This is a genomic window from Flavobacterium quisquiliarum (genome assembly GCF_019308285.1).
Classification (GTDB): Bacteria; Bacteroidota; Bacteroidia; order Flavobacteriales; family Flavobacteriaceae; genus Flavobacterium; species Flavobacterium quisquiliarum.
Map to the genome: position 1 here is coordinate 137433 of NZ_WWEM01000033.1, position 22696 is coordinate 160128.

Here is a 22696-nt window from a genome sequence, read left to right on the forward strand (position 1 = left end):
GACACTAAACATAAAAAAGTCCCCTATTATGGGACTTTATCATCTTATTTTTCTCTAATATAGATATCTATTGGAACTCCAGAAAAATCCCATTGTTCTCTAATTTTATTTTCCAGATATCGTTTATAAGGTTCTTTTACATACTGTGGTAAATTAGCAAAAAACACAAATTGCGGTGTTGCTGTTGGTAATTGCATGCAATATTTAATTTTCACATATTTTCCTTTTGTTGCTGGCGGCGGATAAGCCTCGATTACCTTCAACATATATTCATTGAATTTTGAAGTTGAAATTCTTTGTTTTCTATTTTCGAAAACCTGAACCGTAGCTTCCAATGCTTTTAACAAACGTTGTTTTGTTAATGCCGAAACGAATAAAATTGGCACGTCTGTAAAAGGCATTAATTCTTTTTTGATTTTTTCTTCGTAATCACGAGTTGACATGGTGTCTTTTTCTACCAAATCCCATTTGTTTACTAAGATTACAACTCCTTTTCTATTCTTTTCAGCCAACCAGAAAATACTCTGATCCTGACCTTCAAATCCACGAGTTGCATCGATAACCAAAATACAAATATCGGCATGTTCGATTGCACGTACAGAACGCATTACAGAATAAAACTCTAAATCTTCCTTTACTTTTGCTTTACGGCGAATACCAGCAGTATCAACCAAGTTGAATTCGAAACCAAAACGGTCAAATTTAGTATCAATAGCATCACGAGTTGTTCCTGCAATATCAGTTACAATATAACGATCTTGACCAATCAAAGCATTGATGAAACTAGATTTTCCAGCATTCGGGCGACCTACAACTGCAAAACGAGGCAAATCTTCTTTAACCTCAACTTCTGGTTTCTCTGGAAATGCATCGATTAAAGCATCTAACAAATCTCCTGTTCCACTTCCAGAAATACTTGCGAAAGTGAAATAATCTCCTAAACCAAGATTATAAAACTCAATCGCATCTTTTTCACGCATTGCATTATCAACCTTGTTTACAGCCAATAAAACTGGTTTTGTTACTTTACGAAGTAATTTTGCAACGGTTTCATCCATTGGCGTAATTCCTTCTTCAACATCAACCACAAAAATAATAACATCGGCTTCGTCGATAGCAAGCTCTACTTGTTTACGGATTTCACCTTCAAATACGTCATCGGATCCGCGAACGTATCCACCGGTATCAATTACAGAAAACTCTTTTCCGTTCCACTCGCTTTTACCATAGTTTCTATCACGGGTAACCCCAGATACTGAATCTACAATAGCTTCTCTTCTTTGTATCAGCCTATTGAAAAGGGTTGATTTCCCCACATTAGGTCTTCCTACTATCGCAACAATGTTATTACTCATTTTTTTTGAATTTTAGATTTTAGATTCACAATTCCGATTTCGTTTTTGACTAAATCACAATAAATTATAAATCCAAAATGCCTTATTTAAATTTTTTGCAAAGGTAGTTAAAAAAAGTTGCTGAGACGCTAAGTTTCTAAGTACCTAAGTTTTTTATCACTTTCTTGTTATTTTTCAGGAGCTAATCCAGCTATCCGCTATATCTTTTTCTGGTCTCGTTATAAAAAAACGAGACCAGAAAAAGGATGTCGCTCCTATCTGGGCTAGGATTTAAGGTTTCGAGAACGTTTAATTATTTCTCTTTTCTTAGCCAACCCAAAAGCCTTTCATTTTTGATTTTATAATAGCCTTTTTCCTTTTCTAATTCAAATTTCTCTCTGGAATCATTAAATGGCCCTGGATTTTGCTGAATAATTTCGATTTCATTTTCAGAAACTTTGGATATTATCGCAACATGTCCAAATCTATTTAATATTGATCCTGAAAAAATCATCAAATCCCCAACTTCAGGTTTCTCTTTACTTGGATTTGTATATTGAGTTAAATCTCTTTTTGAGTTCAATTCCCCATCTTTTACTCTTGGATCAAAAAAATCCTTTGCATGTCCGTAAGCATCAGGCATTTTATGTTTGTAATGTTCGTAATAATAACGTTTTACAAATTCAACGCACTGATATTTAAGTCCTAAATTGTAATTATCTTTTGTAACGTTTCTTCCTGCGATATGATCTACTCCTCCGTTATAATAAACTTTTACTCCATTTAAGCTATCCAGCGCCTGACCTATTTTATAATCGGAATTTAGATTTATTTTCTTTACTACTTTTAATCCTGCGTAGCCCAAAACCAAAATGGAAACAATTAAAAGCGTAATTTTTCTAATTTTCATTTGTTTGTTTAAACTTAAGACCTGAAACTTGAAACAATTAAAAACTACTGATTATAACCAAATCGTTTCAGCATATTGGCGTTGCTTCTCCAGTTTTTATTCACTTTTACGTAAAGTTCAATGTGAATTTGTTTTCCGAAGAATTTCTCCAAATCGGCACGTGCATCGGTTCCTACTTTCTTTAAAGCGGCACCTTTATGTCCGATAATAATTCCTTTCTGTGTATCGCGCTCCACCATAATTACAGAACGAATTCTGATAATTTTTTCGTCTTCAAAAAATTCTTCTGTTACGATTTCAACTGCATACGGAATTTCTTTAGCGTAATTCAATAAGATTTTCTCACGGATGGTTTCATTCACAAAGAAACGTTCTGGTTTGTCTGTTAATTGATCTTTTGGATAATATGCCGGAGATTCTGGCAATAATTCTACAATTCTCCCGAAGACTTCTGGAACGTTAAAGTTCTGTAAAGCTGAAATTGGGAAAATTTCTGCATTTGGTACTTTTTCTTTCCAGAAAGAAACCTGCTGCTCTAATTGTTCCTGATTCGAATTATCGATTTTATTTAACAGCAATAAAACAGGGATTTTAGCGTGAATAATTTTCTTGAAGAAATCTTCATCTTTTAAATCTTGCTCGCCTATTTCGACCATGTAAATTAAAATATCAGCATCTTCAAAAGCTGATTTTACAAAGTTCATCATCGATTCCTGCATTTCGTAAGCTGGTTTGATGATTCCAGGGGTATCAGACAATACCAATTGAAAGTCTTCTCCGTTTACGATTCCAAGAATTCTATGACGAGTAGTTTGTGCTTTTGATGTAATAATTGACAATCGCTCTCCAACGAAAGCGTTCATCAGTGTTGATTTTCCAACATTTGGATTTCCGATAATGTTTACAAAACCTGCTTTATGTGACATTTGCGTAATATTTTAGTCTGCAAAGGTAATCATATCAAGTCAATACAGGAAATAAAACATTTTTTAAAGTTTTCGTTGCATTTCTAAAAAATCGGCGTATCTTTGCACCCGAAACATCGCGGGATAGAGCAGTAGGCAGCTCGTCGGGCTCATAACCCGAAGGTCACAGGTTCGAGTCCTGTTCCCGCTACAGAGAATGACCCATCAAATTTTTGATGGGTTTTTTGTTTTTTACTGCCTCTGTCAATGCCTGTAAACGTTTGGACTAATCCAAAAATCGAGTTTACTCGTCCAGTTAGATATTCCCTGTTTTCAGCCCTGATTGACAATCCCTCTGGAAATACCAGATTCTGGATTCTTATCTTGCTATCAATATCGCCTTCTTTCCAGCATTTATTGATGTTTGTAACTTTCTCTATTACTTTATCGATATGTCTGCCGTGGTTAGATATTTTTTTGCTGTTTACCGTAATCTGAAGCTCAACTTCTTTTAATTCCATATCAAACTGAAGCGAGTATCTATTGTATTTTTCATCTCCGAAATTCGGATTGTCAAAATAGCGTTTATCCAGATTTTCAATTTTGGTTTCCAAATCTTTTTTCTTCGAAAGCAGACCTTTCATTTCCTCCCTTCCTTCATTTTCCATGATATCAAAAAGCTTGTTCAGCTGAAGTTTGAAAGGCTCTACAAATTGGGAACTTAGCGTGTATCTTGATAATAGCTTTTCAAAAGAATCATTCAAGCCTTCCGTTTTTGAATATGGCGTGGTCAATGCGTTGAAACTGGCATTTCTGCATTTCTGGCATTTATAGTAGTGCGCATTCTTTTTTCTCACCACATAGCTTGTCAGAAGACATCCGCATTCGCATCTTAAAAAACCTGTCAATGGTCTGAACTCATTGATCCTGCTTTTGGAATATTCCTTGATTGGCACTTTGCTTTCAGAGAGCATTCTGTCAACCTTCAGAAAATCTTCTTCGCTGACCAAACCTGTCCAGTTTCCTTTCACTGGCTCTTCAAGCAGTGCATTTACCGATATTCCGCAGTAAAAAGGATTGCGCCACATAGCACCTAGCGACTGTTTTGTAATATTTAAATTGAGTTTTGCCAGTTTCTCCCTGATTACATAATCCCTCTCACCCGCAAGCTTCCACTTCCATGCTTTCTTTAAAATCTCTCCTTCTAAGTTTATTGTAATAGACTGCTTCTCCTGCATTAGGGCATAATCCCCTACCTTCTTTCCTCTCATTGTGTAGCCTCTGGGTGCTTTGCCTAGCCAGTTTCCCGCTCTGAGCAGTGCTTTCATTCCAGGAAGTGTTTTTTCAAGCCTGTCCATGTTTTCCCTTCTGGCATCTAAAAGCTTGCTGTATATATCAAGTTTGCTATACTCATCATTCGTGCAAAGACCAGAAGAAGTTTCAATCAGATGCACGCCGAGCTTATCCACAAGTTCATGAACAATGCTTATGGCGTTTCCTCCTGTTCTGGAAAACCTGCTGATAAATTTTATGGCGATTGCAAAAGGTTTCTGTTTTGCGCTTTTAACCTCTTCCAATAGCCTTGTAAACTCTTTTCTGGTAAAATCTCCCGAAGCACTTTCATAAGTGCCTCCAAGCATATTTTTGAGCGTATAGCCGTTTTTGGAAGCAAACTGTATTATTTCTATACGCTGTTCTTCAAGACTGTTGTTTACTAACTGCAGTTTGGAGCTTACCCTTGTGTAGCCCCAAATTTCTTTTACCTCAGCTCTTTGTGCTAATTTCTCTTTCTGAAATTTTTTAAAACTTTCAATCCCCATAATCTACATTTTAAAATTATATACAATCACTGCCAATTGAAATAAGCTTTCGATTATCTCATTCCCCTCCGATTCTGAAATTTCTTCAAAACCTCTGCACTTTCTTAATTCTTCAACTGTTAATTTTCCTTCATTTGTTTTAGTTTTTTCTTCTGCATCACAAATACCACTCTCTTCTTTACAGAATCTAACCCCTTGTTTTTCAATTTGTAAATTTACAAAAGTTTTCCCTCGGGTGATTCTTCTTCTCTCATCCGTTGCTCTGTTTTTCATTATACAATTCCTCTTCATTAAAAAAAGACCAGTACTGGTCTTTTTTATTCCACAATCACTATCCGCTATAAAGTTAAAACACTTTTTTCATTTTACCCTGATCAAAATTTGGTGGGGATAAATACAAATATAAAACCTAATTCACTGAGGTTCATAAGTAAAATTTACCTATCATCACCCAATCCATTTTCATGTTCTCACAAAGATAAATCGCTTTTGCGTCAATCTCATGGACATAATATGTCCATAAAACTTTTAAGCAGTGTCTATGCTAAATACGAATAATTTAACTGCTTCATATTATAAATAAGCCAAAAGAAAAAAGAAAAGCAAGGTATTGGACACAGCCAGAGAAGTGCCCATAACGTATTTTTATCGTCCCTCAAAAAATCCGCCCTCCAGGACTTATGGCACTTCAGCTGTCTGCCTGTCCAATTTCAGACTGCTTTCTTTTTTCCCTTTTTCTTTTTTTAAGCATTTATCCATTGTAACAGCCTACAGCCATCATGGACATATTTTAAACATGATAGATTCAAATATTTTTTCTAAATTAGAAGCCTGCTTTTAAAAATCTCCAAAGATTGCCACGTTCCTGCAATCAGCAAGATGAACAGTTGTTAAACAACCGCCTATCTTGCCACCCATTGCCTCGGAACTCGGCGGTGGAGAAACTTAAAATCAGAGAGTTTGATAACAATGAAAATGATAGATGATGAAAAGAGAAAATTCAAACAGAACACGAATCGTGGGACTGCGATTCACTCCTTTGGAGTATGCCGAGCTGGAAAAAAGATTCAGAGCAAGCACCTGCCGAAAATTAAGCGACCACATCAGGAGCCACTTATTCAACAAACCAATTGTAGCCACTTACAGAAATCAGTCTTTAGACGATCTGATGGAAGAAACAGCCGTACTTACCTCCGAATTGCGGGCAATCGGCAATAATATCAATCAGATTGCCAGAAAGATAAACTCATTGCAAACAGTTCCCGATTTTAAAGGACATCTTTACCTATTCGAGATTCAGAGAAAAAGGCTTTTTGATAAAATGGAAGAGGTCTCAAACCACACACAGAAAATCGCAGAAAAATGGTTGCAGTGATAAAAACAAGCTCGTCCATAAGAGGAATTCTGAATTACAATGAGAATAAAGTTGAGATCGGAAAAGCGGAATGCATCAGTGCGGTAAATTATCCGCTGGAGCTGGAAAAACTGAGTTTCACCTCAAAATTAAACCGCTTTCTAAAACTGGCAGAACTCAATACCAATACGAAGCGAAACACGGTACATATCTCGCTCAACTTTGATCCTTCGGAGAATCATTCAAAAGAAAAACTGGCTGAAATTGCAGATACTTATATGGAAAAACTGGGATTCGGCAGACAGCCCTATCTGGTGTATCAGCATTATGATGCGGGGCATCCGCACTGCCATATAGTGACAAACAGCATCCAGAGAGACGGAAAAAGAATCGACCTGCATTTATTAGGGATCAGAAAATCAGAACCTGCCCGAAAAGAAATTGAAGAAATTTTCGGGCTTGTAAAAGCCGAAGGAAGAAAACAGAAAGAACAATTTTCGTTAAATCCCATAGATGTCGGCAGAGTCCAATACGGAAAAACAGAGTCCAGAAAGGCGATCAATTCAGTTTTAAAAAAGGTTTTATTTGATTACAAATATTCAAGCCTGCCTGAACTCAACGCAGTTTTAAACCTCTATAATGTTCATGCGGACAGAGGAAGCGAAGAATCGAGAGTTTTTAAAAACAATGGATTGCTTTACAAAATACTTGATGAAAATTCAAAACCGATCGGCGTGCCTATAAAAGGCAGTGAATTCTACAGTAGACCTACATTAAAATTTTTGGAAGGAAAGTTTAAGTCTAATGAGGCAGAGAAAGAATCTTGTAAAAAATATGTGAAAAATGCCATAAAATTGGCTTTCACTCATGAAAGCATATTTTCTCCCGAAAAATTATCCAAGATATTAGAACGAGAAAGCATCCACATGATACTAAGAAAAAGCAGGGACGGACAGCTTTACGGAGTAACCTACGTGGACCACAAAACAAGATCCGTTTTCAATGGAAGCAGTCTAGGAAAAGAATTCAGTGCAAAAGGAATTCAGGAATACTGTGCGATAAACATTCTGGCACATGAAAAAAAATGTGATAATTCTATTTCAAATAATTTAGAGAACTTCCAAGATATTGAATCAAGAGAGTATGTAAAAGAAAATCTTGCAGACATCCTGCTTCGTGGAGAAAAAATATATGACTATGTTTCAAAACAATTTATGCAGAAAAAAAGAAAGAGATTCTATAAAGGGAGATAAAATAAATTATAGGTTTTAATAACACAGTCTTAATTTGTTTAGAAGTTTATTATAAAATCCAGAGTGTTTTTCTTTATTTTTTTCTCTTCTTAACTTTTATCAAATATTATCATCTACCTTACCCTCAACAATTCTATTGTAAATTTTCAAAACATCTGCTGGAAGTTTTTGGGAATTGAAAAAATCTTCACCTACAGGATTAAGATCTGTATCTATCATTATACGCAAACATTCTTCTATAATATACCAAGCCATATCTTGATTTTTAAAATCAACAACAGGTTTCGCTGAATAAGGAAGAGCTGTAAATTGACTTAAATCATTATTTTCAGTTGCCCAACGACAAAAATTTAATATTATTGGAACTATTTTAAAATTTTGATCTACAGCTTTTCTCTCAAAAACCTTCTTAATTTCATGCTCATGAATATAATCAGTTCTCATGAAATTTGGACTTATCATAAAACATACAATATCAGCTTCCGCTAGATGTTTCTGAATCTCCTCATTCCAAACTGAACCTGCTTCAAGTTCACTACAGTACCAATGAGAAACTTTACCATCTCTTTGTAAAACAGAAAGATGCTCAATAAATTTATTTACTAATCGTAAATCCTGTTTAGAATATGATATAAATATTTTTTTCATTTTCAAAGGTGTATTTAAGTACTTTTTATATGATGATAATCTATAGTACTTTTTATCATGGTAGAACACTTGATTTTGTTCTTTTTCGTTCTCATGAATAATGTCCAAAGGAATAAAATCTTCATAAAATTTATTCGGAACAAATTTCTTCACATTTATTCCTTGATTAATCTGATCAATATCGTTGACAATTTTTTTTATGAAAGAGTCGCTCGTATTATTTATGGCATAAATATTAAGTGAAGCACATTTGTTATTACCATTCCATGGAACAAACTTTACCATCACAATATCATTACTACTCTCATCTTTAATTATTATACCATTCTTCCAAAAATAAAACGAAGAATCATCACTTGTTTCACTCAATGCTTTTGAACCATAAATATGAAAGAAATCTAATATTACACTTTTATGAATAAATGTCTCATAATCAAATCTATATACTGGCTTTTCAAAAAGTGACTGGAATAGCTTAATACTTTGAGGAGGCTCTTTAGGTAAATAAAGAGGAGCTACATAGGATTTTTTTACCTCCTGAGGGTGTTTAAATAAAATTTTAAAGTGAAGCATAAGATTAATTAAATCTTTAACTTCATTGCTTGCTACTCCTTTCTTTAAAATGTTCGAAATATCTGTTTCACTAATCTCACCCGTAACTTTATTAATTTCAAGAAGTACTTTATTTAAATCGTTCATTATCTGAATTTGATTTAAAAATATTTTTTCTTTTAGCAGAATATTTTCAGGATAATATAAGCATAAACCAATATCAGCTAAAAATGAAGCAAACACTTTAGAATCTTCTAATGTAAAAAGGACATTTTTAATTTGTGAATTCGATTTTCCAGCTAATTCGGGTAACTTTTTAATTATTTTATTGCAATACTTCATAAATTCAATATCCGAAAAACTTTTATTAAAATTCTGTTTTTCGATTTCTTGCTTTATGTAATTCCACGTCCCTAAAAACTGTCGATTTAAAAGCTCTAAACTATTAAAAATTTCAAAAAGAGTTTCTTTTGCTATTTCTAATCTCTTGTTTTCATATAGTGAAATTTGTCCAAAATCATATATTTTTGGATAATTTCTACGCAGCTCTTCCTCATTAAGAAATAACTTAGCTTTTTTTGAATCGACCTTGTTTTGTAATATTAATATATTTTCTTCCTCTTCCTTATTTACCTCTATTACTTTATTAGTTGATTCGATTACTGATTTTGACCAATTTCTTCTCGTTCTTAATGATTTTTCAATTTGTACGTCACGGTCATCTAGAATTTTTGATATTGATTTTTCTGTCTGAGTCAACTTTCTTTTCTCTGTATGATATCTGACAGAATCTAGCCAATATTCAAGAGGAAAAGTCTCAATCTTTACTAGCGCTTTTTCGCCTCCTCTCTGTATTTGTTCTATTTCTAAATCTCCAAAATGATTAGACTTTTCATCCCAAATTAATGCGTACGCTGTTCTATTTGTAAAAAATAGATGATGAGTATCATGATAATATTCCTGACCTCCAAAATCAAATATTCTCACAGTATAATTTTGCCCATCTTTTTTAAAACTCCATACTCCTAAATCTAGCCAGTGCGTTGTTGCTATTGTTCTGTCAACATTGTCATTTTTCAGCCAATGAACAAAAGTTGATTTCCCAACATTACTATTTCCTACCATTATTAGCTTTATGTCGGCATTTTTGTATGGCTTAATTTTAATTTCCTTTTCAGCTTCAAGTTTTGAAAAATAAGCCATAACGTTATCTTTTCCCTTAGCTACCACTTCTGATGGTGGAACTGATAATGGATTACGAGCAATACTTATAGTTGCATTCTCCCATTTTGAATCTTTAATACCAATTTTAGAAATCAAATCCTTTATAGGGGTTAAATCAACTATGTTATTAGAATGCAAATCAACTGTTTGAAGATTCACTCCTACGGAAGACAAGAAGTTAATATTTTTTAGTAAATTATTACTTAGATATAAATCTTTTAAATATGGAAATTTACCAATAGATACAAATGTTTTTAATAAATTATTGTTCAAATACAACCTAGTCAAATTATATAAGCCTGAAAGCGGTGCAATCGTTTCTATTTCATTATTACTTACGTTAACTATTGTTAGCTTTTTTAACCCTGACAAAGGCTTTAAGTCAGTTATATGCCAATTTGAAGAAAAATATCTATCCTTTCTTCTATTATTTTTCCAATTTCCACCAGCGATAAGGATTTCTAGATTCTTTAAATTTGCAACTTCTTTTGGAAATCCAAAAAATATATTGGGTTCAAAATTATTATCGCTAACTTCTCTTATCCAACGCCCATCTTTAAATTCTCCCCATTCATTACTAAGTATCAATTTTTTTAAATGAGTATTTTTAAATAATTCCTTTACATCATTTAAGCTAGTTAATCCACAATTCCCCAAATCCAAAATAGGATTTTCATTTTTAAAATTCTCTGTAATTAATTTTCTTGCATGTGCAAGTGAATGAGGGTGAGAATTTATTATTATTTGCCTTAATAAGTAGCTAATTTGAGACAATCTTTCAAATTCACGATAATAAAATTCATAGATAGGAATTACATATTCTATAAATGGTAAAAGTTTTTTTATATGATTGAGATTTACTTTTTTTTCTTTATCATAATAACGAGAAGCTGACGCTAAAATAACTGTCGCATCCTTCGAAAGAATTTTCAAATGTTCAATATCTTTTGGATTTATCGAATAATCCAAGTTATCATTATAGTTTTCTGTAATATATATATAAATGCTCTTTACTTCTTTTAAATCACGCTCTCGAAAGGCAAAATCAAAATTCCTAGTTTCTTTTATTTCAACTTCTATTTGAAGATCTTCTGTATTTATAGTCCAATCAGCACCTTTAAAGATATCTCTAGCTGATTTTTTATCATTATAAAAAAAATCCTCTAAAGCTCTTCGTAAAAAAGTCTTTCCTACTCCAGGAGCTCCAATTATATATAAATTACATTTAAAAAATTCCATAAAAGTTTTTTGTTTTCTTTAATTGCTCTTGAAACTAAACCTACATTATACTATCATACAAATATTTTTTTGCCGTATTTACATACTGACTCAAACGTTTCAAAGATTACATCCTGATTTTAAAGCATATATTGTAAAACCTAATATAACAATCATTGAACCAAAAAAAAGTAATTTAGAAATGGAAAAAAAACAAGCTAAAAAACTGTATTTCCCCTCTTTATAGTGTTGAGTTGGCATTTCATAAGATAGAACTGTACGTGTTGAAGTAACACCACTGACATCATTGTATATGCCCCTAAATTTTCGTTCCTGTTGAAGATAATAGCCGTCCAACAACCAGAAAAATAGTACTTGAGGTATGGTAATATATATAAGAAAAATTTTTGGTGTACTAGCATACACAGCAAGTAGCCCTGCTGTTAAAGTTATAGTTAAAGCTTTTATCTGAATAGATTTATCGCTTAGTCTGTTAATTGTATTATGAATAAATTCTAGATGTTGTCTTTTTTCTTCTGACATAGTAATTATAATTTTTAAATTAGTTTTTTTTGATTTTAATTGATAAAGTACGTCCAAACTGTATTTTTCATTATGATATCTGTTCTTCCATTTTATTATATCACTATTATCAATTACCGCTAAATGGTTTAAATCTAATGGATATTCAAAATATTCGTTAAGAGAAAGATCTTTCTCGCCTTCTAATTAACTCATTAATTTCATAATTTTATTTATTCCTTTTAGGCAATTCCATATCATTTATTTTCATTCTGCATCGGCATTCTTAAATTCATCCAGAGTACGTTTTGAAATCATCCTTACAACTAAATTTGACCAATTTAAATCGTAAAGCCAAAAATCTAAGAGGATTCCTGACTCATAAAATAATATCGTAACCATATAACCACCTCCTAAAAATGGATGAATAGAGAAAACAACATATTCTTCTTTGAAGTAAGCTTCTTTAAAATCTATTTTATATTCTTTTGGTTTGTTCTCTAAGTAAGTGAGTTTTTTACCAAATCTTATCTGTTCAATTGTTATTGCCACTATCGGTTCGCATGCTATTGAAGAATATTCTTCACAATAAGCGATTGCGTATGCAGTTCCTATTTTGAAATCTACATATTCTTTGTCTGGCTTATCTCTCCAAATAGCTACAGTAAGAAACCGACTATCGATTTTGTAAAAGGCATAAGATGTAAAAGTATTAGGTAAGCCCCAGTTCAATGGATTTCCCAATTTCGCTTTAATTTCTGCAAAGCTTTCACCTAAAAAAATACCATTAATTTCATAGTCAAAACTTATACCCGAAGGTTGCCTTTTTGCTAAAACACCATCAATTTTATTAGGTGAATGTTTATTGTAAAAAAGTTCCAGGCCATGACTCCAATAAGTTTGCACTACTGTACCGTCTGTATCGGGTTTACCCAAAATCTTTTTTGCTTGATTACGGGATAATCCTAATTCTAAAATATCCTTAACAGTTTTCATCTTTGGTAAGGGTTTTGAATTTACGAAATCAGGTTTCTTGCCAAGTGAAGGCTTAGAATTTATTGGTTCATCATAAATATTTTTTAACAGTTCAACATACAATTGCTCAAAAGAATTATCATTTCTGAGGTCAAGATAAAGAAATCCTTGAAGAAAAATAGGAATACTCGACTCGACATTTCCATCTCTTAAAATAGGGAAGAATTTTCTGTTTGTAGAAATACTTTTTGCAAATTCAGAACTTATTACTTGATACTCATATCCAACTCCTGATATTCGCTTTTCTGCTTTGAGTTTATAACTTGGAGTCATAATCAAAAGAACTTTCGACGCTGTCGAAATCTGCTCCATGAAATAAGTATTATTTGCTCCCAATTTTAAATCATAAAAATCAATAATAACATCTACTCCATCAGAAATAAGTTTATTTGCCAAATAAAGCACCCAATTCTTATGTAGCTCACTATCCCAAGAATAATGGATGAAAACTTTTGGATTATAATTCATTAAATTTAATTTATTATGCCATTATGAATTCAAATAAAAAATCTTCTTTTATAACAAAAATAGCTGTCATTACTTTTAACTTGTTTTTGGCTAATATAGGAAAAACTTCTTACAAATACTCATTAGAAAAAAATGTAATAAATTAGTTTAAATATTAAAAAAAATACAATTTTATCAACAAGAAATTAAAATCTAATTAGATGAAAAATTTAAACATGGAAAATTTTACAAGGCTTAAATCTAATCTATGCCTAATTCATTAAAGATGCGAATAATTTCTTCTATAGAGTGTTTATTCGACTTGAATTTTTCGCCAACAGAATTTGTAATAAATGACTGGACTGTTGCGTCTTTTGGAAGTTTATTCCAAAGTTTAATTGTACCAGATTTAAGAATATAATTTACATCAAATGACTGTCCATATTCTAATTTAATTGGAAATTTAACATCCTGAAGTTTTTCTATCAGAAAAAATGTTTTTGTGCCAAAGCCCTCAATTTCATCACTAAGTTCAAAATATGGTTCATTCACATACCTATGTTCTTTGTTTTTATTGACGAAATTTATTCCAAGCGCCAAGCCTCGATAACTTCCATAGTTTGCAAGCATTTTTATTCCCAAGTAGACATCTTCGACATCTTCTTGCTCTTTTTCTTGTAAGGGAACCGTAGGTTCTTTTTCAAGCTTTTTTATTATTAAATGGGCTAATTCTTCAGGAGTAACATTTCTTAAATCTATGAATCCTAATGTTGGTCTAATCCCGTCAATTTCAGTATCATCAAATCTTGCAGGCAATATGTATTCCACATTTGTTTCGATCGCACGAGATATAGCAGTTTTTATTTCATGATTTGCCCAGATTTTTTTTTTGTAATATTGAGAAATGAATGGGACACAATATTTTGCCCCTTTTCGATAAATATAATCAAAATGCAAACCTAAGTCTTTACCCCATAAATCAACTTCCTCAAATTTATCGTAAAAAACTTTTACATTATTCTCTTGCAAAGTTTTTGCAACTTTATTTACATATTCTCTATCTTCTCCTGCAAAGGACAGGGTTACGTCATATTGATAACTCATTTTTTACTTTATTAATTACTAAATTCTTCGAATATAAATAATTTTACTGATTATTAGATCTTAAGCTATAATATAATTAACGAGGTTCAAAAAGGATGAAGGCGCCTTGTAGGCGCCATTTACTATTTTTTATACTGTTTTAAGTCATATTCTGTAAAGATGTCATCAGGAGCACATATGAGGGGATCCATCCAGTTGATCTTTTTTTCAGCCCAAATTATCCATTGCTGAGTCTGTTCATCTAGTGGATCGGTCTGCTTTTGAACAGCTTTTACATAATTCCGTAGTTTCGTCACCTCATCAAATCTGTGTGCTTCCTCAAGCAAGGCTTTGAAATCCTGTACCTCTTTTTGCTTTATCTCAGCTTTATTCCTTTCAATTGCTTCTTGTTTTTCCCGTTCTATCTGTCGCAGTCTGCTTTCTTCCTGCCATTTCTTTTCCTTATCTGCCATTATTTCCAGCTTGGCAACAATCCTCGCAAGTATTCCTTCCAAGGGTGTTGTACCGTCTCGCCATTCTTTCTGGTCAGAATATTTTCCTACTTGAAAGACAAAGACACCCGTTGGTATTAGTTCCGTTGCGCTGAATCCTTGTTTCGAAGGTACACGTTTGTTCGCTTCACGAAGATGCACCTCGATTTCGATGCCATCCACCACTACGACCGTATAGCCGTACTGGTTCTTTCTTAATTCATGTCCACGGTATTCAAGCAGTTTGATCAATGCATCCATGAAGCGAAATGCCCTGGGCATAAGCGAATCAGCTACATGCAAGAATAGTCCTTCCTTATTCGGCTCCCAGTAACTTTTGCTTTTGTCGCGTTTTTCCCAGTTATCTTTAGTAATCTGTATGAGTCTATGAGGCTTATTTAGTTTTTCCAAAACTTCAAGAGGAGCTTTCGGGTCTTTTTCAATTTCTCTTGTAAGCAATAATATAGGCGGAGGAACCGGTATATGTTTTTCGGTTTCAAACTTCTTTTTCAGGATCTTCACTGTCTGGGATCCCGTATAATTCTGCGGCAGTTTTGTCTTCCACTCCCTGCCGTACCTTACCTGTACCCAGTAGCTGGCATAAGGCAGAGGAACCTGTATTTCTTCGCAGGCGTTACGGAGATTGTAACTGGATATACCATAGAGTCTTGTGATCTGCTCCATGGTCTTTTTCCACACCAAATCGTATAACTCCTCGCGTGTAAACGTGATTGTTTTCATAAGCACTTTGTTTACAACCCAAAACGGCAGGAACTTAGTTCATATTTTATCAGAAAAAATTAAAGTCTTGATAGATAATAGCAGATCTTCGTTAAATTACAAGATTTTTTATGACTCAAAGTGCAAGATTTTAGAGTAAACCAAATATAATTTATCAAATCCCAGAGAAAAGTGGTTCAAGAAATTGACATTATAAATAGGAATTTCAATTTTCTCTGAATCTTTTGCTCTTCAAATGCATTTTTAGAGAAAGTGTTGGATATTGCAGTTATTCCTTGCTATGTAATTGAGCTTAAAAATTGATCAATTCCGTAGTAAAACTACCAAAATTTGTATCCTGTCACTATTAAAAGCATTCTACAAATCAAAGTCTTTCTGAAGATTTATAAGTTTATTATTATATATTTGATAATAAATAAACTCTGACGTTTATCAGACATATCTACCTAATTTAAATGAGATAAATCTGATGTAGTCAGTGATACGTACTAGTTAGTAGCAATACCTGAAAAAACGTAACAATTTAACATTAAATATAAATATGTATAGAGGTTTTAATTTAAAAATTCCAAATGATTTAAACACATCTTCAATTGAAACAGGAAGACAAATTTCAAAAATCAATAATGACAACGTAAAAAAATCTTTAGATAGTTTTTTATTAAATAATGGTTCACTAGATGGAACCAAAATTATGGAAGAATGGTTTCCTGAAATAAAATCGCATATATTTCTTTCACACTCGCACAAAGACGAGGAAAAAGCATTAATTATTGCAGGAATGCTATATGAAGAATTCAAAATATGGACATTTATTGATTCAACAGTTTGGGGATATTCAAATGAATTATTAAAAAAAATTGATGATAAATATTGTCTTCAGTCAAATGGCGAAATGTATGATTACAATAAAAGAAACTATTCAACGGCTCATGTTCATTTAATGCTTTCTTCTGCTTTAAACAAGATGATTGATACAAGTGAATGTTTATTTTTTCTCAATTCACCAAATTCAATCTCAACTTCAACAGAAATTAGTCAAAAAACTAATTCTCCATGGATTTTTTCAGAAATTGCAACAACAAAAATTATTCGAAAACAAACGCCAAAAAGACTAAAACGAGAAACAAGACTTTTTTCTACTGAAGAAGTGAAAAACTTGAACGAAAGTGCTCTAATAAAGTTAAATATTGAATATGACTTAGAACTTTCACATTTATCAACATTAAACACTGTTGATTTAGTAAAATGGTATAAAACTTATGCAAATTCGCCAGAAGAAGCTCTTGATAACTTATACAAACAACATCCTATCAATACAAAATTCTTAATATAATGTCAGAAAATAAATTAAAACATTTGGAATTTATACATAACACAATAAATAGAATGAGTACAAACTCATTTATAGTTAAAGGATGGACTATCACGCTTATTTCTGCGCTTTTTGTACTTGCGCAAAAAGATTCAAATATAACATACGCAATCCTTACCTATATTGCAGTACCAATATTTTGGTATTTAAATGCGTTCTTCCTTCTTCAAGAAAGACGCTATAGAAGTTTATATGATGATGTAAGACGTAAAGATGACAATGCTATTGACTTTTCTATGGATGCTAAAAATTACAACACAGGAAAAAATACAATAATCAAATGTCTAAAGGCCAATACAATATGGCCAATTTACTGTCTTATGCTACTTATTCCATTAGGTATATATTTGTGCGAAAATTCAAATAAGTACTGCTATTAACACGCGCTACAAGCAATTTGGGCATTTGGTTTAATGGAAAAATTGGTTTGTATTTGGAAGATTTGGCAAATCCGAAGGCAAGGCTTAATTTAATCCCAAACTGCTTGTAGTGCAAGAACGTTAGCGGTCAGCATAAGAAAGTCCGTCGTTAAAAACATGATAAGACATTATGGTTAATTTGGAAAACTTTAAACAAGAAAACGAATGCGTTTATAAAAATGAACGCTACCGTGTTCGTGACAACGGAGCGGTATTTCGTTATCCAATAGAAGGAAAACGACCAAGACCTACAGACAGCAATTGGAGTTTTGGTAAACTAAACAGCAAAACGGGATATTTAGAAATTGTCTCTGTCGTAATTCATCGAATAGTTGCAACCGCATTTCATGGCGAACCGCCAACAAAAGAACATGTTGTTGACCATATTGACACAAATAAACAGAATAATCGCCCCGAGAATCTACGTTGGGTAACAAGATTAGAAAACATTTTGCTTAATCCAATAACAGCAAAACGTATAGCCTATATCTGTGGTAGTGTAGAAGCATTTTTAGCTAATCCAGCGCAATTTCAAGATAAATTTCAGAATCCAGATTATAAATGGATGGCAACTGTTAGTATTGAAGAGGCACAAACAAGTAAAGAAAGATTATTGGCTTGGGCAAAAAGCGATAAACCATCGCACGGTGGTTCATTAGGTGAATGGATTTATAATCGAAGTCTGTCAAATCAATTCGTTGATTATGTTGAAACTGAAAAGGAATTCATAAATTCTCTAACTCCATATGCTGTTCAAAAATCTAGGAACTGGAAAACACCGACTGAATTTCCTTGTTGTCCACAGGAAAAAATCGAAAATCCGATAAACGCATATGCTACAAACCTAAATTTAGGAAATGTATTTTCCCGAAACCAATACACAAGTTCAATTGTTGAACGTTTTGCAATTTCTGATGACGAAACCACATTGTGGATTATGTGCAAAAGCGGTGATGAAAATCCAATAAAGCCTTATTCATTGGCAGAAATAACTTTTCAAAACAACGTTTTCATACATAATAGTCTTGGAACTTTTTTTGAAAAAATTGGAGCTGACAAACAATTTATACTTGCGCAAGGATTGGAATGGACAGGCGGAGATTCTATAGATGATTATTGTTAAATATTATACTGAACCGCTAACAGCCTTATTTGGCAAATCCCAAGAATGGCTTGATTTACTAAACCTAATGTAGTGCCACAACGTTATTGACAACCTTACAACAACATCGCAATTTACAACCAAAATAAAAAAATAAATGGATGCTTCTTTATCACTTAGACGACCAAATAATTGGCAAGACTTTGAGACACTATGTAAAAAATTGTGGGGAGAAATTTGGGATTGTCCTGAAATAAAAAAGAACGGGCGTACAGGACAAACTCAACACGGAGTTGACGTTTATGGAATTCCATTTGGCGAAGACAAATATTATGGCATCCAATGTAAAGGAAAAGATGAATACACGAATAAACAGTTCAGTGAAGAAGAAATAAAAGATGAAATTGAAAAAGCGAAATTGTTTCAACCTCCATTAAAGAAACTATACTTTGCAACAACAGCAGTTAAAGATGCTGGAATAGAAGAATTTATCCGAAAACAAAACATTGAAAATATTACCTATGGACTTTTTGAAGTTCACATATTTTCTTGGGAAGATATTGTTGATTTAATTGACGAAAATAAGCGTACTCACGACTTTTATGTAAAAAGCCAAAACTTCAAAACGAAGAAAAGTGTTGCTGTGACATTCAAAGACAGCTTACCTGAAATTACTCTTACACCAAGATACAAAAAGACCATTACTCATTACAAGCAAAAAATTGTTCCAGCACAACCTTACAACAATCCCTTGGCACATATACTTGCGCAACAAGAGAAATTTAATAAGCCCTTAAGCGGATTTAATGTTCCCACTGTACTTTCAGGGACAAAAATCAATCTTAGTTATTGCAGAATACTCTTCGAAATTCACAATACAGGAATTGACCCTATTGAAGAATACAAATTGTTTTTCAGTTTTGATGGTGAAGTTCTTGACTTAAAAGAAAGTAATAAAGAAAATTATGGAATAGCTATGATTTCAGCACATCAGTATGTAACAGACGTGTATCTATGGACAGAATCTATGTCAGGGAAAGTGGTTCCTAAAAAAACAATCTTAGTTGGAGACGATACATTTGTTTCTGACGATATTTTCATTAAAACCGTACCAAATGAAAATGAAATAATTGTTAATTGGAAACTAATCTCAAAAGACTTCAAAGACGAAGGGCAACTTAAAATTTTAGTCAAACCAGATTTTGAAAGAGCATATCAAGAATTTTTAGTTGAAGACCCCTTGAAAGTAGGAACAAAAGAAAGTGATTTTGAAGAAATGATAATTGATAAATAAGATGATAAGTAAAGACAGTCACCAATAAGCTACTACAGCAGATTTTAGCAATTGACTTTATAGAAAAATTTGTTTTTGAATGATTTGGCAAATTCGAAGAATGGGCTCAATTTATCTACAAACTCGCAGTATAGAACGTTTCATAAAACTAAATTAAGACACAAAAAATTCTTAATCATAAAAAAGTCTAAGAATCTAAAATCTCTATTTTTTATTTTCTGGTGACCTTCTTAGAATTGGAATACTTGATTTATATAAACTCTAAAATAGCATTTTAAGATGCGAATGCAAAAATCGCATAATAATCTGCAATAATCTGGTTAGATAATTGAATGCTTCCCGCTACATAGACAAAAAGCTTCAGAGAAATCTGGAGCTTTTTTTTTTTACTTACCTTTGAACATTCGTCTTGTTCACGAGCGTGATGTTCCTGCCAGCGAAGGAAAACAGAGAAGCTGTTTTAATTTCCGAATAATTATAGAATTTAAAAATATGGTTGGAATAAAATACGATTCGGAATATTTTCAAGGGATAATAGCACCTTATATTGATTGGGTTGGAGGAGGAAACTTTGACGGATACTTGATACAAAAAAGTCTAATATTCAGAGAACTTGATAACAAGGTTGAACTACATTCGAAAGTTATTAACGTCAAAAGATATGATAGAAATGTTTCAGATACAGTATTGACAGGACATTACCGAGAAACTGAAAAAGAAACGCTAACATTATCTTTTGATAATTTTGAAATGCGAGGGAAAATATTGGGCGATAACGAAAATATAATGGCATTCTCTGTTTGGGGCGAAACGCCTAACAAAAACGAAGTCTATAAAATAAATGAATAAAAAAACTGGCTACAACCCCTGGTTCCGCAAAGTCTTATTCGCAAAGCTATGCAATCCAGAAAGCTCTCGGGATTGCGTAGCATTTCATTTGAATTATTAAGAGAGCAAGGGGAAACATCACCTAAATATTAGAGTGATTGAGTTAATATTGTATAAACCTGAAAAAAACCAATTAAAATATAAATTATATAATTTCTAAAAAGGCCAAACCCTTTGACTAAGTAATTAGCTTGAAAAGTATCATTTTTATTTAAAAATATAGACAATATAAAATTGATACCATAATGAAATACAAAAACAACAAAACTAAATGCTAACAAGATAAAGAATTTTTCATTATTCATATAGCCTAACTTACTAAGCAAACTAATTTGCAACAAACAAAACACAACTATTAAGATTGAAACTAAAATTTTGAATCTTAAGTTTAAAATTTGTTTGGATAAAATATTGAAAATAACAAAATTTAATGAAGTGAATAATAATATATATAATATTTTCATTTTTAATTTATTGGATTAAATAATAATCTCGCCTGCTCCGCGAAGCATTTTATGAGTAAAGCTTCAGAGTAATCTGAAGCTTTTTTGTTTTCTAAACCTTGATTAAAACTTTTACATCTGGTAATTACAGCAATTCTTTCAATACTTTTTTACCATTTTCATTATCTGGATTTAATTCAACAGATTTTTTATACATCTTGATTGCATCCTCTTTTTTACCGCTTTGGAGCAATGCTTCGCCATAACTATCATATACATTTGAACTGTTTGGAAAAAGTAATACTGCCGAAGCGAATGTCAGCAAAGAATTGTCTGTTTTTTGGAGTCTAAGAAATTGATATCCCAATCTATTAAAATCTCTTTCTGATGCTTCGTATGTGTCTGGATTTTTTAAATATCCTTCAATTAACTGATTTGCTTTTTCTTTATCCCCGCTTTCAAGCAGACTGCCATAGATTCTGGAAAGATTCTGCAAAGGCATTTTATAAGGTTTATGGTCGATTAATTTCAAAACTTCATTGGCCGTAAAAAAAACTGGACTTGCTGTATTGGACAGCAAAATAACCGTGTTGTTCCTAGTAATATTACGCATCAACATTGATGTAAGCCCAGTATTGAGTCCGTCGTGAAAAACTATTCTTTCATTAGCATCATTAGTGTACATCGCCCAGCCCAAACCATAAGCAATCTCTTTTTCGTCCATTCGAAAAGAAGCCATTTTTCCATCATTAAGTTTTGCTGGTGTCAGCGCTTCTTCTAATTCTTTCTTTCCTAAAAGCTGATAGCTAAATAATGCTTTTTGGTACTTCTGTAAATCTAGAGCCGTACTTACAATGCCTCCAGGCCCATAGAAATTGCTTTTCTCATCTATTAAAGAGGTTTCTTTTAAGGTTTGAACATTGACTAAATTCGTTGAATAAAAGTTTGGATAAGTATACAATTCGACCTGATTTGGTTCTTTAATCCTTCTATCCTTAGGAAGAAATGAATCTTTCATTTTAGCAGGATCGAAAATATTTTTTTTCAAATAATCTCTAAAACTAATTCCAGTTATTTTTTCAACTATCAAAGCCGCAAGGCAGTAATTAACATTATTATATTCCCATTTATCTCCTGGAACAAATGAAAGCGGTACTTTATTTTCAATTAATGCTGGTATGATATCTTCATTAGAAAAAGTTTTCTCTGGATTTTCTTTTATTGCATTATCAAATAGACGATAGTAGTGACTTATTCCAGAAGTATGGCTCAACAGATGTCTAATACTAACATTAGGATAAGGAAAATCCTGAAGATATTTTTGGACAGGATCGTTAATATTCAGTTTTCCTTTTTGTTTAAGCTGCAGTATTGCTGTCGCAGTAAACGTTTTGGATACTGATGCAATTGTAAATTGAGACTTTTCATTGATTTTTTCTTTCTTCTCGATATTAGCATATCCATAAAAATCAGAAAAAACGGTTTCTCCTGATTTAGAAATTAAAACACTGCCGTTAAAAAGATTATTTTTAGCAAGGGTCGAAAAGAAATCTTTTATCTCTTGTCCTGAGATGGTACTTGTAAAAAGTAAAGCGGTAAAATAAAGAAAAATTTGTTTTTTCATTTTGATTGATTTGA

The 22696-nt window shown here is 32.5% G+C and carries 18 protein-coding genes and 1 tRNA gene; 8 read left to right on the top strand and 11 right to left on the bottom strand.

Going from position 1 to position 22696, the window contains the following annotated elements:
- Positions 1 to 44: 44 nt before the first annotated feature.
- From der to era, 3 genes are all read right to left on the bottom strand, one after another.
- Positions 45 to 1355: a ribosome biogenesis GTPase Der gene (der, locus tag GSY47_RS15910; RefSeq protein WP_179001190.1), complete on the bottom strand. Its 1311-nt coding sequence runs from the start codon at positions 1353 to 1355 to the stop codon at positions 45 to 47.
- Positions 1356 to 1647: 292 nt separating this feature from the next.
- A complete protein-coding gene (locus tag GSY47_RS15915; RefSeq protein WP_179001192.1) occupies positions 1648 to 2244 on the bottom strand; it encodes a CHAP domain-containing protein in 597 nt (198 codons plus the stop codon).
- 44 nt (positions 2245 to 2288) lie between these two features.
- A complete protein-coding gene (gene era, locus GSY47_RS15920) occupies positions 2289 to 3170 on the bottom strand; it encodes a GTPase Era (RefSeq protein WP_179001194.1) in 882 nt (293 codons plus the stop codon).
- 117 nt (positions 3171 to 3287) lie between these two features.
- Here era and GSY47_RS15925 point away from each other — a divergent pair.
- Positions 3288 to 3360: transfer RNA gene (locus GSY47_RS15925), tRNA-Met, on the top strand.
- Here the strand turns inward: GSY47_RS15925 and GSY47_RS26450 are convergent.
- Both GSY47_RS26450 and GSY47_RS15935 read right to left on the bottom strand, forming a co-directional pair.
- Positions 3320 to 4969 (bottom strand): recombinase family protein, encoded by a 1650-nt coding sequence (locus GSY47_RS26450; RefSeq protein ID WP_219071489.1) that lies wholly within the window; start codon positions 4967 to 4969, stop codon positions 3320 to 3322. The genes GSY47_RS15925 and GSY47_RS26450 overlap by 41 nt on opposite strands.
- 3 nt (positions 4970 to 4972) lie before the next feature.
- Positions 4973 to 5242 carry a hypothetical protein gene (locus tag GSY47_RS15935; protein ID WP_219071462.1) on the bottom strand — a complete coding sequence of 90 codons (270 nt, stop codon included), beginning with the start codon at positions 5240 to 5242 and terminating at the stop codon, positions 4973 to 4975.
- A gap of 712 nt (positions 5243 to 5954) precedes the next feature.
- Here GSY47_RS15935 and GSY47_RS15940 point away from each other — a divergent pair.
- On the top strand, positions 5955 to 6344 hold the full coding sequence (locus GSY47_RS15940; protein WP_246611341.1) for a plasmid mobilization protein: 390 nt from the start codon (positions 5955 to 5957) through the stop codon (positions 6342 to 6344).
- Positions 6332 to 7576: a relaxase/mobilization nuclease domain-containing protein gene (locus GSY47_RS15945; RefSeq protein ID WP_219071464.1), complete on the top strand. Its 1245-nt coding sequence runs from the start codon at positions 6332 to 6334 to the stop codon at positions 7574 to 7576. The genes GSY47_RS15940 and GSY47_RS15945 overlap by 13 nt, the downstream gene beginning before the upstream one ends.
- A gap of 99 nt (positions 7577 to 7675) precedes the next feature.
- On the opposite strand, the gene GSY47_RS15950 is transcribed toward GSY47_RS15945, so the two are convergent.
- The 5 genes from GSY47_RS15950 to GSY47_RS15970 form a co-directional block, all read right to left on the bottom strand.
- Positions 7676 to 11239, bottom strand: coding sequence for a TIR domain-containing protein (locus GSY47_RS15950; RefSeq protein WP_219071465.1), 3564 nt, complete (start codon positions 11237 to 11239; stop codon positions 7676 to 7678).
- Between the two features lie 99 nt (positions 11240 to 11338).
- Positions 11339 to 11761 (bottom strand): hypothetical protein, encoded by a 423-nt coding sequence (locus GSY47_RS15955; protein WP_219071466.1) that lies wholly within the window; start codon positions 11759 to 11761, stop codon positions 11339 to 11341.
- A gap of 246 nt (positions 11762 to 12007) precedes the next feature.
- Positions 12008 to 13243, bottom strand: coding sequence for an SEFIR domain-containing protein (locus GSY47_RS15960; RefSeq protein ID WP_219071467.1), 1236 nt, complete (start codon positions 13241 to 13243; stop codon positions 12008 to 12010).
- A gap of 240 nt (positions 13244 to 13483) precedes the next feature.
- On the bottom strand, positions 13484 to 14326 hold the full coding sequence (locus GSY47_RS15965; protein WP_219071468.1) for a toll/interleukin-1 receptor domain-containing protein: 843 nt from the start codon (positions 14324 to 14326) through the stop codon (positions 13484 to 13486).
- Between the two features lie 122 nt (positions 14327 to 14448).
- On the bottom strand, positions 14449 to 15537 hold the full coding sequence (locus GSY47_RS15970) for a hypothetical protein (RefSeq protein ID WP_219071469.1): 1089 nt from the start codon (positions 15535 to 15537) through the stop codon (positions 14449 to 14451).
- 541 nt (positions 15538 to 16078) lie between these two features.
- Here GSY47_RS15970 and GSY47_RS15975 point away from each other — a divergent pair.
- The 5 genes from GSY47_RS15975 to GSY47_RS15995 all read left to right on the top strand — a co-directional run bounded on the left by GSY47_RS15975 (position 16079) and on the right by GSY47_RS15995 (position 20576).
- Positions 16079 to 16873 carry a hypothetical protein gene (locus tag GSY47_RS15975; RefSeq protein WP_219071470.1) on the top strand — a complete coding sequence of 265 codons (795 nt, stop codon included), beginning with the start codon at positions 16079 to 16081 and terminating at the stop codon, positions 16871 to 16873.
- Positions 16873 to 17292, top strand: a complete 420-nt coding sequence (locus GSY47_RS15980; RefSeq protein ID WP_219071471.1) for a hypothetical protein — start codon at positions 16873 to 16875, stop codon at positions 17290 to 17292. The genes GSY47_RS15975 and GSY47_RS15980 overlap by 1 nt, the downstream gene beginning before the upstream one ends.
- Positions 17293 to 17461: 169 nt before the next feature.
- A complete protein-coding gene (locus GSY47_RS15985; protein WP_219071472.1) occupies positions 17462 to 18454 on the top strand; it encodes an HNH endonuclease signature motif containing protein in 993 nt (330 codons plus the stop codon).
- A 136-nt stretch (positions 18455 to 18590) separates the two neighbouring features.
- Positions 18591 to 19727, top strand: a complete 1137-nt coding sequence (locus tag GSY47_RS15990) for a hypothetical protein (protein WP_219071473.1) — start codon at positions 18591 to 18593, stop codon at positions 19725 to 19727.
- 396 nt (positions 19728 to 20123) lie between these two features.
- Positions 20124 to 20576, top strand: a complete 453-nt coding sequence (locus tag GSY47_RS15995; RefSeq protein ID WP_179001196.1) for a hypothetical protein — start codon at positions 20124 to 20126, stop codon at positions 20574 to 20576.
- A 627-nt stretch (positions 20577 to 21203) separates the two neighbouring features.
- On the opposite strand, the gene GSY47_RS16000 is transcribed toward GSY47_RS15995, so the two are convergent.
- Complete coding sequence (locus GSY47_RS16000; RefSeq protein ID WP_219071474.1) at positions 21204 to 22682, bottom strand: serine hydrolase domain-containing protein; 1479 nt, start codon at positions 22680 to 22682, stop codon at positions 21204 to 21206.
- Between the last annotated feature and the right edge of the window lie 14 nt (positions 22683 to 22696).

Coding starts and splice junctions, on each gene's coding strand:
- GSY47_RS15955 (WP_219071466.1), bottom strand. CDS start 11,761: ATGTCAGAAGAAAAAAGACAACATCTAGAATTTATTCATAATACAATT.
- GSY47_RS15970 (WP_219071469.1), bottom strand. CDS start 15,537: ATGAAAACAATCACGTTTACACGCGAGGAGTTATACGATTTGGTGTGG.
- GSY47_RS15975 (WP_219071470.1), top strand. CDS start 16,079: ATGTATAGAGGTTTTAATTTAAAAATTCCAAATGATTTAAACACATCT.
- GSY47_RS15935 (WP_219071462.1), bottom strand. CDS start 5,242: ATGAAAAACAGAGCAACGGATGAGAGAAGAAGAATCACCCGAGGGAAA.
- GSY47_RS26450 (WP_219071489.1), bottom strand. CDS start 4,969: ATGGGGATTGAAAGTTTTAAAAAATTTCAGAAAGAGAAATTAGCACAA.
- GSY47_RS15960 (WP_219071467.1), bottom strand. CDS start 13,243: ATGAATTATAATCCAAAAGTTTTCATCCATTATTCTTGGGATAGTGAG.
- GSY47_RS15940 (WP_246611341.1), top strand. CDS start 5,955: ATGAAAAGAGAAAATTCAAACAGAACACGAATCGTGGGACTGCGATTC.
- GSY47_RS16000 (WP_219071474.1), bottom strand. CDS start 22,682: ATGAAAAAACAAATTTTTCTTTATTTTACCGCTTTACTTTTTACAAGT.
- GSY47_RS15985 (WP_219071472.1), top strand. CDS start 17,462: ATGGTTAATTTGGAAAACTTTAAACAAGAAAACGAATGCGTTTATAAA.
- GSY47_RS15965 (WP_219071468.1), bottom strand. CDS start 14,326: ATGAGTTATCAATATGACGTAACCCTGTCCTTTGCAGGAGAAGATAGA.
- der (WP_179001190.1), bottom strand. CDS start 1,355: ATGAGTAATAACATTGTTGCGATAGTAGGAAGACCTAATGTGGGGAAA.
- GSY47_RS15950 (WP_219071465.1), bottom strand. CDS start 11,239: ATGGAATTTTTTAAATGTAATTTATATATAATTGGAGCTCCTGGAGTA.
- GSY47_RS15990 (WP_219071473.1), top strand. CDS start 18,591: ATGGATGCTTCTTTATCACTTAGACGACCAAATAATTGGCAAGACTTT.
- era (WP_179001194.1), bottom strand. CDS start 3,170: ATGTCACATAAAGCAGGTTTTGTAAACATTATCGGAAATCCAAATGTT.
- GSY47_RS15945 (WP_219071464.1), top strand. CDS start 6,332: ATGGTTGCAGTGATAAAAACAAGCTCGTCCATAAGAGGAATTCTGAAT.
- GSY47_RS15980 (WP_219071471.1), top strand. CDS start 16,873: ATGTCAGAAAATAAATTAAAACATTTGGAATTTATACATAACACAATA.
- GSY47_RS15915 (WP_179001192.1), bottom strand. CDS start 2,244: ATGAAAATTAGAAAAATTACGCTTTTAATTGTTTCCATTTTGGTTTTG.